Genomic DNA, 16,578 nt, shown 5'->3' on the forward strand with positions numbered 1-16,578 from the left:
CCCGGCGGACCACCGCCCCCCGATCCGCGGTCGCCGGGCGCCCTCCGACTCCGTGAGGGCGGGCCCGGAGGCGCCCGGCGACCGCCGAACCCCTGCCGGAGGCACCCCCACGATGACCACCACCGAACCCCCGGCGGTACGGGTCGTCCCCGTCCGCCACTACGGCCGCTGGCTGACCGCGCTGGTCGTGGCCGGGCTGGCCGCGCTGTTCCTGCGGGCGCTGCTGAGCAGCCCCAACCTCGAACCCGGCACCGTCGCCCACTACCTGTTCCAGGACTACGTGCTCGACGGCGTGGTCACCACGCTCTGGCTCACCCTGCTCGCCATGGTGCTCGGCACCGCCGGCGGCATCCTGCTCGCCGTGCTGCGACTCTCCGACAACCCGGTGCTGCGCGGCGTCTCCTGGACGTTCATCTGGGTCTTCCGCGGCACCCCGCTGCTGGTGCAGATCATCTTCTTCGGGTTCCTCGGCGCGCTCTTCCCCCGGATCACGCTCAGCGTGCCGTTCACCGGCACCGTCCTGTTCGACCGGCCCACCAGCGTGGTGGTCACCGGCACGGTCGCCGCCGTGCTCGCGCTCTCGCTCAACGAGATGGCGTACGCCGCCGAGGTGATCCGCGGCGGCATCCTCGCCGTCGACCAGGGACAGACCGAGGCCGCCGCCGCGCTCGGCATGGGCCCCACGCTCACCCTGCGCCGGGTGGTGCTGCCCCAGGCCATGCGCGTGATCATCCCGCCGATGGGCAACGAGACCATCACCATGCTCAAGTCCACCGCGCTGGTGTCCATCATCGCCGGCCGGGACCTGATGACCGCCGTGCAGAGCGTCTACCAGAACAACTACAAGGTGATCCCGCTGCTGCTGGTGGCGGCGATCTGGTACCTCGCCCTGGTCAGCCTCCTCTCCGCCGGCCAGTGGCTGGTGGAGCGCCGGTTCGGCCGCGGCTTCGCCCGGGGAGGCGTGCGATGACGGCGATGGTCCACGCCGAGAAGGTCACCAAGCGGTTCGGCTCCGTCGAGGTGCTCAAGGGCATCGACCTGACCGTGGCCGCCGGCGAGGTGGCCTGCCTGCTCGGCCCCTCCGGCTCCGGCAAGTCCACGTTCCTGCGCTGCGTCAACCACCTGGAGCGCATCGACGGCGGACAGCTCTCGGTCGACGGCGAACTGGTCGGCTACCGCCGCCAGGGCGACCGGCTCCACGAGCTGAAGGCCCGCGAGGTGGCCGTGCGCCGCCGCGACATCGGCATGGTCTTCCAGCGCTTCAACCTCTTCCCGCACCTCACCGCGCTCGGCAACGTGACCGAGGCGCCGGTGCGGGTGCTGCGCACCCCGCGCGACCGGGCCCGCGAGGAGGCGCTGCGGCTGCTCGACCGGGTCGGGCTGGCCGAGCGCGCGCACAACTACCCCAGCCAGCTCTCCGGCGGGCAGCAGCAGCGCGTCGCCATCGCCCGGGCGCTCGCCATGCGACCGAAGCTGATGCTCTTCGACGAGCCCACCTCCGCGCTCGACCCGGAACTCGTCGGCGAGGTGCTGGACGTGATGAAGGGCCTCGCCGCCGACGGCATGACCATGGTGGTGGTGACCCACGAGATGGGCTTCGCCCGCGAGGTCGCCGACCAGGTCGCGTTCCTCGACGACGGGGTGGTGGTCGAGGCCGGCCCGCCCGACGAGGTGCTCGGCCGGCCCCGCCACGAGCGCACCCGCGCCTTCCTCGACAAGGTGCTCTGATGGATCCGCTGCTCACCGCCGCCGGCGACCGGCTCGCCACCTACCACGACCGGCTCGCCCGGCTGGTCGCCGTCGACTCCGGCTCCGGCCACGTCGACGGGCTGTGCGAGGTCGCCGACCTGGTGCAGGGCTGGTGCCTCGGCGCCGGGCTGGCCGTCGAGCGGGCGCCGGTCGCCGACCCGGCCGGCCGGCCGCTCGGCGACGTGCTGATCGCCCGCCGCCGGGGCGCCGGCACCCGCCGGGTCCTGCTCGCCGGTCACCTGGACACCGTGTTCCCCGCCGGCACCGCCGCCGCCCGCCCGTTCCGGGTGCACGACGGCCGCGCGTACGGGCCGGGGGTCAGCGACGACAAGGGCGGTGTGCTGGCCGGGCTGGCCGCCGTCGAGGTGCTCACCGCCACCGACCGGCACGGGTACGGCGAACTGGTGCTGGTCTGCACGCCGGACGAGGAGATCGGCTCGGTGGGCAGCCGGGCGCTGCTGCGTACCCTCGGGACCGAGGCCGACGTGGCGCTCTGCCTGGAGTGCGCCCGCGACAACGGTGACCTGGTCTCCGCCCGCAAGGGCGTGGCGGACCTCGCGGTGACGCTGCGCGGCCGGGCCGCGCACGCCGGCATCGAGCCGGAACGCGGCGCCAACGCGCTGCTCGCCGCCGCCCGGCTGACCGTGGCCCTCGACCAGCTCAACGGCCGTTGGCCCGGGGTGACGGTGAACGTCGGCGCGCTGCAGGCGGGCGGCCGGCCCAACGTGGTCGCCGACCGGGCGCGGATGCTCGTCGACCTGCGCGCCTGGCGCACCGGCGAGTACGAGGCCGCGCTCGCCGAGATCCGCCGGCTGGTCGCCGCGCCGACCGTGTCCGGGGTGCACGCCGAGCTGACCGTGCAGGCGCCCACCCCGCCCTGGGAGCCGGACCCGGCCGGCCGCCGGCTGGCCGAGCTGGCCGCGAAGGTGGGCGCCGGGCTCGGCGTGCCGGTGTCGCACACCGCGACCGGCGGCTGCGCCGACGCCAACCTGCTGGCCGAGGCCGGCGCGACCGTGCTCGACGGGCTCGGGCCGATCGGCGGCGCGGACCACAGCCCGGGGGAGTGGCTCGACCTCGACTCGGTGGTCCCCCGGGTGGCGCTGCTGGCCGGCCTGATCGACGCGGTCGGCCGGCGGGAGCCGTAGCGCGGCTGCCGGCTCGTGCCCGCGGTGCAACCTCTGACGTCGCTGGTCAGGTCGTCCGGACCTCCGCCCGGTTCGGCGGTCGCCGTCGACCGGTGCGCCGCACCGCCGGCACGGCGACGACGGGGCGGATCTCGCCGAGGGTCCGGTCGGCGTCGTGCCAGAGCATGCCGTGCAGGCCGCAGCGGCCGGACCGCGCCGCCTGATCGAGCAGGGGCGAGTCGCGGCGCAGCGCGGCCAGGGTGGCGCGGATCTGCTCGTGCCCGCTGCCGTGTGGCAGCGAGCAGGTGGTGTGGCCGAGCACCACCACCAGGGGTGCGCCGAGGTGGCCGACCGCGTACTCGAGGCTGCCCAGCACCGCGGGCCCGGCGCTCAGCCCGGCCGCCCGGACCGCGAACACGTCGGCGCCGCCGAACACGATCGTCGCCTCCGGCTGCGGATCGGCGCAGGAGAGCACGGCGGCCACCGGCGCCCCGGCCGAGGCGAACGGCGCCGGCGCGGCGCCGACCCGGTAGCGGTGGTGGCCCGCGCGCAGCCGGGCGAGGGCGAAGCTCGGGCTGGTGGGCCATTCCTGGGGCGGGGATCCGGTCATGTCCCTCACTTCTCCTCGTGACGAGCCACTGTCGTGCGTCTCACGATACACGAATTAGAAATCGTGTAATAGAGTGCGCATGTCTGAAGGGGGTGGCGATGGACGTCGCACTGGTTTCCGTGGTCCTGGCCGGGCCCGCCTCGGCGGCGCTCGGCGCGTTGACCGTGCCCGACCCGCGCCGGGCCGCCCGGGTGGCGAGCGCGTTGCTCGGGTTCGGCGCGGTGGCGGCCGCCGCGCTGCTCGTCCGGGTGGCGACCGGTCCGGCCGTGCCGGCCGTGCTCGCCCGCGTCGACACGATCGGGCCGGCGTTCTCCGTCGGCGTCCGCGTCGACCGGTTCACCGCGCTGTTCGTGCTGCTCGTCTGCGGGCTGGCCGCCGTGGTCGCCGGCTACGCCCGCCGCTACCTCGACGGCGAGCCGGGCGCCCGCGCGCTCCAGGCGCGGGTGGCCGCGGCCACCGTCGCGACGCTGGTGATGGCGACCGCCCCCAGCCTCGTCCAACTGGCCGTCGGCTGGATCGCGGCCGGACACCTGCTGGTCGGCCTCATCGGCCACTACCGGGACCAGCCCCGGGTACGCGTCGCGGCGCGCCGCACCCGGCGCCTGTTCCTCGTCGGCGACGTCGCCCTGGTCGGCGGCCTCGCGCTGCTGGTCACGCCGTCCGGCGACGCCGACCTGGCGGCGGTCCGCGCCACGGTCGGCGACCGGCCGGGCTGGCTGCTCGCCGTCGCCGGCGCGCTGCTGCTGGTGGCCGCCGGGGTGCGCTCCGCGCAGGTGCCGGCGCACCGCTGGCTGCCGTCCACCCTGGACGCGCCGACCCCGGTGTCGGCCTTCCTGCACGCCGGGATGGTCAACGTGGCCGGCTTCCTCATGATCACACTGGCGCCGGTGGTGACCGCCGCGCCCGCGATGATGCCGGCGATGGCGCTCGTCGGCCTCGTCGCCGCCGTCTCGGGACTGCTGTTCGCCGCCGTGCGCACCGACGTCAAGGGCACGCTCGCCCGGTCCACGATCGCGCAGATGGGGTTCATGCTCGCCCAGTGCGGGCTGGGCGCGTTCGGGCTGGCCGCCGTGCACCTCGTCGGGCACGCCGTCTACAAGGCGTACGCGTTCCTCTCCGCCGGCGGCTCGCTCCAGGCGCAGACCCGCGACGCCGCCGCGCCACGGCCGGTCGGCCCGCCGCCCGCCCGGTCCCGCGCCCTGGCCGCGACGGCGGTGGTCGCCGCCGTGCTGGCCACCGAGCTGCTGCTCGGCGCCACGGCGAGCGGGGCCCTCGGCGCCGTGCTCGCCGCCGCCGCCGCGCTCGCCGCCGTCCGGTCCGCGCTCGCCGACCGCGCGCTGCCGACCCGGGCCGCTCTCACCCTCACCCTCGCCGTGGCGGCGCTGGCGAGCGCGTACCTCGTCGCGGGGCGGGTCGCCACCGGCTGGCTGGCGCTGCCCACCGGGACGAGCCCGCTCGCCGTCGGCGTCGCGGCGGGCGTGCTCGTCGCGGTGGCCGTCGCCGGGGCGGTCCTGCGCCACCGGGGGAGCGCCGCGCTGTGGTGGTGGGCCTGGCACGACGGCGGCGTACGCCCGCGCCGGCGGGTGGCCCCGGCCGGCGGCACGACCCCCGCCGCGCTCACCACACCGCGTGCCGACCTGCTCGACCGTTCCGACGGGGCCCGCGTCGTCGCCGCGGCGACCGCCGCCACCGACCACGTCGGCGCGGTCGCGCCGCTGGACGCGTTCGTCGCGGTCAACCCGCTCGCCGGCCGGGAGAGCGTGCCGTTCGCGCGGGCCACCGCCGAGCTGCGGGACCTCGCCGGCGCGCGGACCCACCTGCCGGCCGCCGAGTACCGGCGGTGGCTACGCGACGGCCGGGTCAGCCGGGCCGACCTCACCGCGGTGCTCCCGCCGCCGGTCCCCGGCCCGGTCGCGCTGGGCCACCGGCGGGTCGACGCCACCGCGCTCCACCTGGCCGTGCTGGAGCATCCGGTGCACGACGGGCCGCCCCCGCCCGCCGACCTGCTCGCGGTCGCCCGGCGCCGGCTCGCCGACCTGCCCGCGTGCCCCCGCCCCCGCACCCCCGACGCGGACGGACCGCTCACCCTCGCCGAGACGTTGGACCGGGCGCTGGGCACCCGCATCGTCGCGGACGTCGACGACCTGGTGGCCGGCTGGTGCGCCGCGCACCTCGGACGCCCGGCGGCGCGCTGGCCCGTCCCCGGGCCGGCCGACGAGGGCTGCTGGGCGCGCTGGCGGCGGCTGGCCGGCGCCGACCCGGCCCCGGCCCGGTGGGGCGTCGTCGGCCTCGCGGCCCTGGTCGACGCGCTGCCCCCGGCGCCCGAGCAGGCCGTCGCGGTGCTCCTGCGCGCGGTCGGGGTGCCACCGGCGGCCTGGTCCACCTACCTGTCCCGGTCGCTGCTCCGGCTGCCCGGATGGGCCGGGCACGCCCGCTGGGCGCAGGCCCACCCCGGGGCGGGGCCGGCGGTGAGCCCGCTGGACCTGCTCGCCGTGCGCCTCACCTACGAGTACGCGCTGGCCGGCGCCGCCGCCCAGCGTCACCTGGAACTGCCCCCGGTGCTGGACGCGATCGCCGCCGCGACGCCCACCACCCTGCCCCGCGCCGCCGGGATCACGCCGGACGTCCTCGCCCGGCTGGCCGGCGCGCTCGACGTCGACGTCGCCACGCTGGCGTGCCTGCCCGGCGAGACCGTGGCGCTGCTGCGGGACGCCGCACTGCGGTTGACGCCCTCACGGCAGTCCGAGGTGTGGCTCGCCGCCGCCGAGCACGCCTACCGGCGTCGACTGCGCCACCGGCTGGACCGGGACGTCGACCGGCCGTCCGCCCCGGCCCCGGCGCTCGCCCAGGCGGTGTTCTGCATCGACGTGCGCAGCGAGGGCCTGCGCCGCCACCTGGAGGCGGCCGGACCGGTCGACACGTACGGCTTCGCCGGCTTCTTCGGCCTGCCGGTGCGGACCGTGACCGCCGGGGCCCGGCGGGGCCGCGACCGCTGCCCGGTCCTCATGCGACCGGTGGCCACGGTCGAGGAGACACGGGCCGCGCACGAGGTGTCCCGCCGGCGGTCGCGGCAGGCGTGGCGGCGCGCCTACGCCGCCGCCAAGGCCGACCCGGTCGGCGCGTTCGCCTTCGTCGAGGTCGCCGGCGTGCTCGCCACCGCGGCCCTGCTCCTGCGCGCCGTGGCACCGGGCCGGTTCGCCCCGGCCGCCGACCACACCGCCCCGACCGCCGCCGACCTGGCCGCCGCCATGACGCTCGACGAGCAGGTCTACTACGCCGAGGCGACCCTGCGCACGGTCGGGCTCACCGCCGGCTTCGCGCCCCTGGTGCTGCTCTGCGGGCACGGCGCGACAAGCGCCAACAACCCGTACGCCGCCGCGCTCGACTGCGGGGCCTGCGGCGGTAACCGGGGCGGGGTGAGCGCCCGCCTCGCCGCCGCCGTGCTCAACCGGCCCGAGGTGCGCGCCGCCCTCGCCGAGCGCGGCATCCACCTCCCCGACGGCACGCACGTGCTGGCCGGCGAGCACGACACCGTCACCGACGAGGTCCGCCTGTTCGACCTGGACGCCGTACCCGCCAGGCTGCTACCCGCGGTCGGGGAACTGTCCGGCCGGCTCGCCGAGGCGGGCGCCCGGCTGCGGGTGGAACGGGCCGCACGGCTGCCCGGCCGGCCCCGCCCGCACCGCCTGCCCCGGCGGGCCGGCGACTGGGCCCAGGTGCGGCCGGAGTGGGCGCTGGCCGGCAACGCCGCGTTCATCGCCGCGCCCCGCGAGCTGACCGCAGGCGTCGACCTGGGCTGCCGGACGTTCCTGCACTCCTACGACCACACCGGTGACCGGGACGCCACGGCGTTGGAGACCATCATGACCGGCCCGCTGGTCGTGGCCGCCTGGATCAACCTCCAATACTATTTCTCCACGGTGGATCCCCAGCGGCTCGGCGCCGGCACCAAGACGGTCCACACCGTCCTCGGCGACGCGCTCGGCGTCCTCTCCGGCTCGGGTGGCGACCTGCGCCTCGGCCTGCCGCTCCAGTCGGTCGGAGACGGCACCCGCCCGGCGCACGACCCGCTGCGGCTGCTCGCGGTGATCCAGGCCCCGCACCACCTCGTCGACGCCGTGCTGGGCCGCAACCCCGGCCTGCGCCAGCTCGTTGACGGCGGCTGGATGTCGCTGACCGTGGTCGACCCCCGCACCGGCGAGTGGACCGAGCCCGCGCCGGGCGGATTCTGGCGGCCCCTGCCCGCCCCGCACGTCGTCACCGTCACCGAGCTGCCCGCGCGCCGCCCGGCGCCCGCCGAGGAGAAGGAGTACACCGCATGAACGACCTGGGACTGACCCGCATGGTCAAGGTGGAGGTCGTCACCCGCGCCGACGACGCCGACGCCGTCCGCACCCTGCTGCACGCCTCCGGCGTCAGCGGCTGGACCAGCCTCAGCGGCGTCTCCGGTTTCGGCCACCACGGCACCCACGAGGGCCGGCTGCTCTTCAACGACCGGGCCGGACTGGTCATGGTCATCGCCGTGCTCCCGCACGACCGGGCCGAGCCGGTCGTCACCGGCCTGCGCGACATCCTCGCCCAGCGGCCGGGCGTGATGTTCGTCAGCGACGCCTGGGTCAGCCGACCGGACTACTTCGGCGCGCGCGTCCCGGACTAGGCGGCGACGAGGGGGTGGTCGGGACCGTGCGCCGGCCCGGTCGCGGCCCGCCGGGCCCGGCCGCCGCCGGGTCGTGCGCCGTCGGCCCCACCACCCGACCGGTGCCGTACGGTGACCGCATGGGACGCCTCGCGCGGTGGCGTCGGGTGGCCCGGAACCACCCGACCGGGGTGGACGCCCTGCTGGCCGCCCTGCTCTTCGTGGTCAGCCTGCTGCCGGTGAACCCGCCGGGCGGTCCGCCCCGCGATCCGCTGACCGCCGGCGCGGTGCTGCTCGCGTTGGTCGGCTGCGCCGCGCTGGCGCTACGGCGCCGGTCCCCGCTGCCGGTCCTCGCCGTGGTGACCGTCACGGCGGCGACCGCCCTGCTCGTGCAGCAGGCGCGCGGGCCGTTCGTGCTGACCGTGGCGCTGGCCGCGTACACCGTGGCGGCCCGCACCGACCGGCGTACCGCGGTGGCGGCCGGCACGGCCAGCGGCCTGGTGCTCGGCGGGTGCGCGGTCGCCGCGCTCGGGGTGGGCTGGTGGGACCCGGCGGTGGTGGTCCTGCTGCTCTGGTTCGGTGTCGCGGTGGCCGCCGGCGACGCGGTCCGCAGTCGGCGGGCCTACGTGGCGGTGCTGGAGGAGCGGGCGCGCCGGGCCGAACGGACCCGGGAGGAGGAGGCCCGCCGCCGGGTCGCCGAGGAACGCCTACGGATCGCGCGGGAGTTGCACGACGTGGTGGCCCACCACATCGCGTTGATCAACGTGCAGGCCGGGGTGGCCGGGCACCTGCTGCGGGAGCGACCGGACGCGGCCGAGGAGGCCCTCGGGCACGTCCGGTCCGCCGCCCGCACCGTGCTGGACGAGCTGGCCACGCTGCTCGGCCTGCTGCGTCGCGGCGAGCCGGACGCGCCGACCGAGCCGGCGCCCGGCCTGGGCCGCCTCGACGCCCTCGTCGACGGCTTCGCCACCGGCCAGCCGGTGCGCTGGACCCTGACCGGGCGACCTCGGCCGCTGCCGAGCGCGGTCGACGTGGCGGCGTACCGGATCATCCAGGAGTCGCTGACCAACGCGCACCGCCACGCGCCCGGCGCGGCCGTCACGGTGGGCGTGACCTACTCCGCCACCGGCGTGGTGGTGGAGGTCCGCGACGCCGGCCCGGGCCCGACCGGGCCCGGCGAGCCCGGCGCCGGCCTCGGCCTGCTCGGCATGCGCGAGCGCGCCGAGGCGGTCGGCGGCGCCTTCCACGCCGGCCGACTGCCCGAGGGCGGCTTCCTGGTCCGCGCGGAGCTGCCCGCCCCGATCCCGCAGGAGGCGGCATGAGCGAACGCACCGAGCGGAGCGAGGGCCGTGAGGGCATGCCCGGTCGGCACGGCATGAGCGAACGCACCGAGCGGAGCGAGGGCCGTGAGAGCGTGCCCGGTCGGCACGGCATGAGCGAACGCACCGAGCGGAGCGAGGGCCGTGAGGGCATGCCCGGCTGGCACGGCATGAGCGTCCGGGTGCTGCTCGCCGACGACCAGACCCTCATCCGGGCCGGCTTCCGCGCGCTGATCGACTCGGCGCCGGACCTGCTCGTGGTGGGGGAGGCCGCGACCGGGCGGGAGGCGGTCGAGCGGGCCCGCGCCACCCGCGCCGACGTGGTGCTGATGGACATCCGGATGCCCGACCTGGACGGACTGGCCGCGACCCGGGAGATCACCGCCGACGAGGACCTGGCCGGGGTCAAGGTGCTGATCCTGACCACGTTCGAGGTCGACGAGTACGTCTTCGAGGCGCTGCGCGCCGGAGCCAGCGGCTTCCTCGGCAAGGGCGTGGAGCCGGTGGAGCTGCTGGACGCGATCCGTACTGTCGCGGGCGGCGAGGCGCTGCTGTCGCCGAAGGCCACCCGTGGGCTGATCACCCGGTTCCTGGCCCAGCCCGAGCCGCGGCCCGGGGCCACCCCGGAACGGCTGCGGGTGCTCACCGAGCGGGAACGCGAGGTGGTCGCGCTGGTCGCCGCCGGGCTGAGCAACGAACAGATCGCCCAGCGGCTGGTGGTGTCCCCGCTGACCGCCAAGACCCACGTCAACCGCGCGATGGCCAAGCTCGATGCCCGGGACCGGGCGCAACTGGTGGTGATCGCCTACCAGAGCGGGCTGGTCCGGGCCGACCCGCCGCCGCGGTAGCCGGAGCGCCGGCGTACCGCGTTCGCGGTATGCGCAGGTGTCCGCGCCCGGCCGACGCGCCGGCCGGGGTACGCGGGCCAGGGTTGAGCACATGATCGAAGCCCACGACCTGAGCAAGCGCTACGGTGACAAGCTCGCCGTCGACGCCCTGACCTTCACCGTCCGGCCCGGCGTGGTGACCGGTTTCCTCGGTCCCAACGGCGCCGGCAAGTCCACCACCATGCGGATGATCCTCGGCCTGGACGCGCCGACGTCCGGCAGCGTCCGGGTCAACGGCCGCCGCTACGCCGCGCACCGGGACCCGCTGCGCCAGGTCGGCGCGCTGCTGGAGGCCAAGGCCGTGCACACCGGCCGGTCGGCCCGCAACCACCTGCTCGCCGTGGGCGCCACCCACGGCATCGGCCGCCGCCGCGTCGACGAGGTGATCGACCTGGTCGGCCTGCGCGAGGTGGCCGGTCGCCGGGCCGGCGGGTTCTCCCTCGGCATGGGTCAGCGCCTGGGCATCGCCGCCGCGCTGCTCGGCGACCCGGCGGTGGTGATGCTCGACGAGCCGGTCAACGGCCTCGACCCGGACGGCATCCGGTGGATCCGCGGCCTGCTCAAGGGCCTCGCCGCCGAGGGCCGGACGGTCTTCGTCTCGTCGCACCTGATGAGCGAGATGGCGCAGACCGCCGAGCACCTGATCGTGGTCGGCCGGGGCCGGTTGATCGCCGACGTGCCGCTCGCCGAGTTCACCCGCCGGGCCTCCCGGAACACGGTACGGGTGCGCTCACCGCAGGCCACCGCGCTGCGTGACCTCCTGGCCGGGCCGGACGTGACCATCAGCGGCGGCGAGGCGGGCGTGCTGGAGGTCGTCGGGCTGCGCCCGGAGACGATCGGTGACCGGGCCGCCGCCGCCGGCCTCACCCTGCACGAGCTGACCGCCGCCGAGGCGTCCCTCGAGGAGGCGTTCATGACCCTGACCCGCGACGCCGTCGAGTACGCCGGCGCCACCGAAGGAGCGATCCGATGACCACCTTGGCACCACCCGCCACCATCCCCACCGACGCCCGGGTCACCGGCCCCCGGGTGGTCCGCGCCGAATGGATCAAGTTCCGGTCGCTGCGCTCGTCGCCGATCATGCTGGCGGCCACCGTGCTGGTGTTCGCCGCCCTCGGGCTCGGCTTCTCGGCGTTCCTGGCCGACGCCACGATCGAGCCGGGCACCCCGGCGCCGCCCGGCGGGCCCTCGTCGCTCGACCCGCTCGGCGCCAGCCTGGGCGGCGTCAACCTCGCCCAACTGCTCATCGGCACGCTCGGCGTGCTGCTCACCGCCGGCGAGTACGCCACCGGCATGATCCGTACCTCGCTGGCGGCCGTGCCCACCCGCTGGCCGGTGCTCGCCGCGAAGGTCACCGTGCTGGCCGGGGTGTCCCTGGCCGTGCTGGTGCCCACCGCGCTGCTGACCTTCCTCGGCGGTCAGGCGATCCTGGGCGGGAAGGGCATCTCCCTCGGTGACCCCGGCGTGCTGCGCGCGGTGCTCGGCGCGGGCGCCTACCTCGCGGCGGTCGGCGTGCTCGGCGCGGCGCTCGGCTCGCTGCTGCGCACCACCGCCGGCGCGCTGACCAGCGTGGTCGCGCTGCTGCTGGTCGTGCCGGGGGTGGTGTCGCTGCTGCCGGAGAGCTGGTCGGACCCGATCTCGCCGTACCTGCCGTCGAACGCCGGTCAGGCCGTAATGAGCATCGGCGACAATCCCGACCTGCTCTCCCCGGGCGCCGGCGCGGCCGTCCTCGGGGCCTGGGCGCTCGCCCTGCTCGGCATGGCGCTGCTGCGGCTGCGCCGCCGGGACGCCTGACCGGCGCGCCGACCGGTCGCCGGGTGCGGCGACCGGTCAACGGCGGATGATGCCGAGGTCGACGGCGGCGGCGACCGCCGCGGTGCGGGAGTCCACCCGCAGCTTGGTGTAGATGCGCGACAGGTGCGACTTGACCGTGCCCTCGGTCAGGTGCAGGCGGCGGCCGACGGCCTGGTTGGACAACCCGTCGGCGACCAGCCGGAGAACCTCGGTCTCCCGCCGGGTCAGCGCGGTGTCCGGGGTGCGCAGCCGGTTCACCAGCCGGTCGGCGACCGCCGGCGCGAGCGCGGTCCGGCCGGCGGCGGCGGTCCGCACGGCCGCGGCCAACTCGTCCGGCGAGGCGTCCTTGAGCAGGTAGCCGCTCGCGCCGGCCTCGATCGCCGGCAGCGTGTCCGCGTCGCTGTCGTAGGTGGTGACGATCAGCACCCGGGGCGCGCCCGGCCGGGCGGTGATCGCGGCGGTCGCCTCGACCCCGGTCAGGCCGGCGCCGAACCGCAGGTCCATCAGCACCACGTCGACGTCCCCGGCGGCGGCGCGGGCCACCGCCGCCTCGGCGGTGGCCGCCTCGGCCACCACGACCAGGCCCGGCTCGGTCTCCAGCACGGCCCGCAGCCCGGCCCGGACGACCGGGTGGTCGTCGGCGAGCAGCAGCCGGATCGGCGCGCCGGTCATGGACGCCCGCCCGGCGGGGTGCGGGGGAGCCGGGCCGACACGGTCGCGCCGCGGCCGGGCGCGGCGGTCACGGTCAGTCCGCCGCCCAGCGCCCGGGTACGCGCCCGCATGGCCGCCAGGCCGAAGCCGCCGCCCTCCGGCCCGGGGTCGGGCAGCCGCTCGGGGTCGAAACCGCCGCCGTCGTCGGCGACGTCCAGCGTGACCCCGTCGGCGCGGTAGCCGAGCGTCACCTCGACCGTGCTGGCCCCGGCGTGGCGCACGGTGTTCGCCAGGGCCGCCTGGGCGACCCGCAGCAGCGCGACCTCGTACGCGGTCGGCAGCGGGACCGGGACCCCGGTGACCGCGAACCGGGCGGCGAGCCGGTGCCGGGCGCCGGTGGTGGCGCACAGCCGCTCCAGCGCCCCGGCCAGCGTGGTGTCGTCGAGCGCCGGCGGGCTGAGCGCGGCGACGAAGCGCCGCGCCTCGGCGAGGTTGTCCGCGGCGGCCTGCCGGGCCTGCTCGACGTGGCGGGCGGCGGTGTCCGGCCGGTCCGGCAGCACCCGGCCGGCGGCGCGCAGCAGCAACTGGATGCTGGTCAGGCCCTGCGCCAGCGTGTCGTGGATCTCGGCGGCCAGCCGCTCGCGCTCCGCCGCCACCCCGGCCTCGTGCTGCGCCCGGGCCAGGTCGGCGCGGGTCGCGGTCAGCTCCTCGATCAGCCGTCGGCGGCGCTCGCTCTCCCGGTGGAGCGCCTGGTAGCCGCGGACCACGGCCACCGCGACCGCCGCGCCGAGCACCGGCCCGATGGTGCCCGCCGCGCTCGGCCCGCCCCGGTGCCCGGCGAAGGCGACCACCGCCACCGCGGCGGTGACCGCGACCGCGACCGCCCCGGCGCGCCGGGGCAGCAGGTGCAACTGGAGGAGATAGAGCGGGAAGGCGAGCCACAGCCCGTCCACACTCAGCGCGATCAGCGCCAGCCACCCCACCCCGACCGCCGCCAGCCACCACCCGGCGGCCCGCCGGGAGCGGCGGACGGCTGGCAGGAACGCTCCGGCCGCGTACGTCAGCAGGCCCGCCGCCGCGACCACGGCGACCGCCGTCGCGTGCGGTCGCCCGGTGACGACGGCCCGCAGGCCGGCGAGGGCGAAGAGCACGCCCACGAGCAGGTGCAGGCACCGGGCGAGCACGCGGGCGGTGGGCGTCAGGGCGGGAACGGTGGTGGTCACGGCCCGTCCAGCCTAGAGGAGCCGCAGGTCGGCCGGCCTCTGTCGAAAGGTGTAACCGGGGTGCCGCCGTTCCGCCCGGAAAGAGCCGTCCGCCGCTGGATGCCCCACCCCCGGGTCGGCGACGACCGTGGGAGCGACCGTCCCGCCGTCGGAAAGGACCAGCCCACCCGTGTTCGTCGCCTGGAGAGACCTCAGGTTCGCCAAGGGGCGCTTCGCCCTGATGGGAACCGTCATCGTGCTGATCACCCTGCTGGTCGGCCTGCTGTCCGGCCTGGCCGCCGGGCTCGGCCGGCAGAACACCTCCGCGATCACCGGCCTGCCCGCCGACCGGATCGCCTTCGGCGGCCCGCAGCCGTCGTACGCCGACTCGACCGTCACCGGACGGCAGTGGCAGCGGTGGGCCGACACACCGGGCGTCACCGCCGCCGAGCCGCTCGGCATCGGCACCACCCGGGTCACCGCCGCCGGCCGCAGCGCCGCCGTCACCGTGTTCGGCGTCCGGGCCGGCTCCCGCCTCGCCCCCGGCGACCTCGACGACGGCACGGTGGTGCTGTCCACCCCGGCCGCCGGCGACCTGGGCCTGCGCGCCGGCGACCGCCTCACCGTGGCCGGCCGGGAGTTGACCGTGGCGGCGGTGCGCGGCGACGCCTCGTTCAGCCACACCCCGGTGGTGTGGACCAGCCTCGACTCGTGGCGGCGGACCGCCGACGCCGGCGCGGACACCGCCACCGTGATCGCGCTGCGCACCCGCGCCGGGGTGGACGTGGCCGCCGCCGACCGGGCCGCCGGCACCAGGACCGTCCGCACCGGCGACTCGCTGGACGCGATCGGCTCCTACCGCTCGGAGAACGGCTCGCTCCAGCTCATGCGCGGCTTCCTGTTCGTCATCTCCGCGCTCGTCGTCGGCGCCTTCTTCACGGTGTGGACGATCCAGCGCAGCGGCGACGTGGCGGTCCTGAAGGCCCTCGGCGCCTCCACCGCCACCCTGCTCACCGACGCGCTCGGGCAGGCCGGCGTCCTGCTGGTGGGCGGGACCGCGCTCGGCACCGGCCTGGCCGCCGGACTCGGCGCGCTCGTGTCCGGCTCCGACGTGCCGTTCGTGCTGACGCCCGCCACCGTCGCCGTACCGGCCGCGGTGACGATCCTGCTCGGCATGCTCGGCGCCGCCCTGTCCGTGCGCCGCATCACCGCCGTCGACCCGCTGACCGCCCTGGGGAGCGCCCGATGAGCCTCGACCTGACCGACGTCACGCTCACCTACCCGGACGGCGACACCCGGCTGACCGCGCTCGACCGCGTGTCGCTCTCGGTCGCCAGGGGCCACCTGACCGCCGTCGTCGGGCCGTCCGGCTCGGGCAAGTCCAGCCTGCTCGCGGTCGCCGCCACGCTCGTCACCCCGGACGCCGGCACGGTCGACGTCGACGGCGTCGCCACCGCCGGCAAGGGCCGCGGCGCGCTGGCCGCCCTGCGCCGGCGCGCGATCGGCATCGTCTTCCAGCAACCCCACCTGCTGCCGTCGCTGACCGCCGTCGAGCAGCTCCAGGTGATGGCCACCCTGGACGGCCGGTCGCCGGCCGGGGCCCGGGACCGGGCGCGGGAGCTGCTCGACGCGGTCGGACTCGCCGCCCAGGCCGGCCGGCGGCCGCACCAGCTCTCCGGCGGCCAGCGCCAACGGGTCACCATCGCCCGCGCGCTGATGAACGACCCGGGCGTCCTGCTGGTCGACGAGCCGACCAGCGCGCTCGACCACGAGCGGGGCGCCGCCGTCATCGACCTGATCGGCCGGCTCACCCGCGAGCGGGGCACCGCCACGGTGCTGGTCACCCACGACCGCGACCACCTCGCCGCCGCCGACCGCACAGTGGAGATGCGCGACGGCCGCCTGCACGAGGTGGCCTGAGCGGCACCTCCACCCGTCGGCACCACCTCGACGGCCCGGCGCCCTCCGCTCGAGGGCCGCCGGCGCGGCACGGTAGGGTCGGGGCAGCGTCGCGTGCCGGTGGCAGACCGTGTCAGGCATGGAGGCGCCGGACCGGAGGGAGCGCGACGATGACCATCGTCGTCCCTTCGCCGTCACCCGATGCGTGACGGCGAGCAGACCAGGCTGGTGGCCTGGAGTCGAGAGTTGCGCGGTGTGCACGAGCGACTGCGCGAGGCGCTACGGGTGACCAGGGAGGCGCTGGCCGAGGGTGGGCCGGCCGGGTCGGCCACCCGCGACCTGTTGTTGTTCTGTCACGGGTTCTGTGCCGCGTTGACCGCGCACCACGAGGGGGAGGACCGGGAGCTCTTCCCGGTCATCGCCGAGCGGCATCCGGAGCTGCGGGACACCCTGCGCCGCCTGCGGCAGGACCACTCGATGATCGGGCACCTGCTGTCCGGGCTGGCCGCCGCGGTGGCCCGGGACGCCCCGCCGGCGGAGCTGACCCGGCACCTGGAGGGCGTGGCCGCGATCATGGAGTCGCACTTCCGGTACGAGGAGCGCCAACTGCTCGTCGTGCTGGAGACGCTGGCGCTGGACGCGGATCCGACCGCGGTGCTCGGTCCCCTGTGAGCGCCGGCCGTGACCCGGCGTTGTTAGGCGGGGCC

15 protein-coding genes are annotated in these 16,578 nt (G+C 76.8%); 12 read left to right on the plus strand and 3 right to left on the minus strand.

Features of this window, described 5'->3' with window-relative positions; genetic code table 11:
* Positions 1 to 112: 112 nt before the first annotated feature.
* The 3 genes from H1D33_RS06745 to H1D33_RS06755 are packed head-to-tail and all read left to right on the plus strand — an operon-like array spanning position 113 to position 2,894.
* Complete coding sequence (locus H1D33_RS06745) at positions 113 to 970, plus strand: amino acid ABC transporter permease (protein WP_181568891.1); 858 nt, start codon at positions 113 to 115, stop codon at positions 968 to 970.
* Positions 967 to 1,728: an amino acid ABC transporter ATP-binding protein gene (locus H1D33_RS06750; protein WP_281370381.1), complete on the plus strand. Its 762-nt coding sequence runs from the start codon at positions 967 to 969 to the stop codon at positions 1,726 to 1,728. The genes H1D33_RS06745 and H1D33_RS06750 overlap by 4 nt, the downstream gene beginning before the upstream one ends.
* Positions 1,728 to 2,894 carry a M20/M25/M40 family metallo-hydrolase gene (locus tag H1D33_RS06755; protein WP_181568890.1) on the plus strand — a complete coding sequence of 389 codons (1,167 nt, stop codon included), beginning with the start codon at positions 1,728 to 1,730 and terminating at the stop codon, positions 2,892 to 2,894. Before H1D33_RS06750 ends, H1D33_RS06755 begins: the two co-directional genes overlap by 1 nt.
* A gap of 46 nt (positions 2,895 to 2,940) precedes the next feature.
* On the opposite strand, the gene H1D33_RS06760 is transcribed toward H1D33_RS06755, so the two are convergent.
* Positions 2,941 to 3,483: a carbonic anhydrase gene (locus H1D33_RS06760; protein ID WP_181568889.1), complete on the minus strand. Its 543-nt coding sequence runs from the start codon at positions 3,481 to 3,483 to the stop codon at positions 2,941 to 2,943.
* Positions 3,484 to 3,581: 98 nt separating this feature from the next.
* On the opposite strand from H1D33_RS06760, the gene H1D33_RS06765 reads away from it, so the two are divergent.
* The 6 genes from H1D33_RS06765 (at position 3,582) to H1D33_RS06790 (ending at position 12,119) form a co-directional block, all read left to right on the plus strand.
* Complete coding sequence (locus H1D33_RS06765; protein WP_307755364.1) at positions 3,582 to 7,805, plus strand: putative inorganic carbon transporter subunit DabA; 4,224 nt, start codon at positions 3,582 to 3,584, stop codon at positions 7,803 to 7,805.
* Positions 7,802 to 8,140: a DUF190 domain-containing protein gene (locus H1D33_RS06770; RefSeq protein WP_181568888.1), complete on the plus strand. Its 339-nt coding sequence runs from the start codon at positions 7,802 to 7,804 to the stop codon at positions 8,138 to 8,140. Before H1D33_RS06765 ends, H1D33_RS06770 begins: the two co-directional genes overlap by 4 nt.
* Positions 8,141 to 8,259: 119 nt before the next feature.
* Positions 8,260 to 9,441: a sensor histidine kinase gene (locus H1D33_RS06775; protein WP_181568887.1), complete on the plus strand. Its 1,182-nt coding sequence runs from the start codon at positions 8,260 to 8,262 to the stop codon at positions 9,439 to 9,441.
* Positions 9,442 to 9,608: 167 nt separating this feature from the next.
* A complete protein-coding gene (locus H1D33_RS06780) occupies positions 9,609 to 10,286 on the plus strand; it encodes a response regulator transcription factor (protein WP_181572857.1) in 678 nt (225 codons plus the stop codon).
* Positions 10,287 to 10,377: 91 nt separating this feature from the next.
* On the plus strand, positions 10,378 to 11,298 hold the full coding sequence (locus tag H1D33_RS06785) for an ABC transporter ATP-binding protein (protein WP_181568886.1): 921 nt from the start codon (positions 10,378 to 10,380) through the stop codon (positions 11,296 to 11,298).
* Positions 11,295 to 12,119: an ABC transporter permease gene (locus H1D33_RS06790; protein ID WP_181568885.1), complete on the plus strand. Its 825-nt coding sequence runs from the start codon at positions 11,295 to 11,297 to the stop codon at positions 12,117 to 12,119. Before H1D33_RS06785 ends, H1D33_RS06790 begins: the two co-directional genes overlap by 4 nt.
* Before the next feature lie 36 nt (positions 12,120 to 12,155).
* On the opposite strand, the gene H1D33_RS06795 is transcribed toward H1D33_RS06790, so the two are convergent.
* The gene (locus H1D33_RS06795) at positions 12,156 to 12,791 is read right to left on the minus strand and encodes a response regulator (RefSeq protein ID WP_181568884.1); all 636 of its coding nucleotides are present in this window, start codon (positions 12,789 to 12,791) and stop codon (positions 12,156 to 12,158) included.
* On the minus strand, positions 12,788 to 13,993 hold the full coding sequence (locus H1D33_RS06800; RefSeq protein WP_181568883.1) for a sensor histidine kinase: 1,206 nt from the start codon (positions 13,991 to 13,993) through the stop codon (positions 12,788 to 12,790). Before H1D33_RS06800 ends, H1D33_RS06795 begins: the two co-directional genes overlap by 4 nt.
* Positions 13,994 to 14,213: 220 nt before the next feature.
* On the opposite strand from H1D33_RS06800, the gene H1D33_RS06805 reads away from it, so the two are divergent.
* From H1D33_RS06805 to H1D33_RS06815, 3 genes are all read left to right on the plus strand, one after another.
* Positions 14,214 to 15,221, plus strand: a complete 1,008-nt coding sequence (locus H1D33_RS06805; protein WP_246411593.1) for an ABC transporter permease — start codon at positions 14,214 to 14,216, stop codon at positions 15,219 to 15,221.
* Complete coding sequence (locus H1D33_RS06810) at positions 15,218 to 15,892, plus strand: ABC transporter ATP-binding protein (protein ID WP_181568881.1); 675 nt, start codon at positions 15,218 to 15,220, stop codon at positions 15,890 to 15,892. Before H1D33_RS06805 ends, H1D33_RS06810 begins: the two co-directional genes overlap by 4 nt.
* A gap of 180 nt (positions 15,893 to 16,072) precedes the next feature.
* Positions 16,073 to 16,543 carry a hemerythrin domain-containing protein gene (locus tag H1D33_RS06815; protein WP_181568880.1) on the plus strand — a complete coding sequence of 157 codons (471 nt, stop codon included), beginning with the start codon at positions 16,073 to 16,075 and terminating at the stop codon, positions 16,541 to 16,543.
* The last annotated feature ends 35 nt before the right edge of the window (positions 16,544 to 16,578 follow it).

The organism is Micromonospora ferruginea, assembly GCF_013694245.2.
GTDB lineage: Bacteria > Actinomycetota > Actinomycetes > Mycobacteriales > Micromonosporaceae > Micromonospora > Micromonospora robiginosa.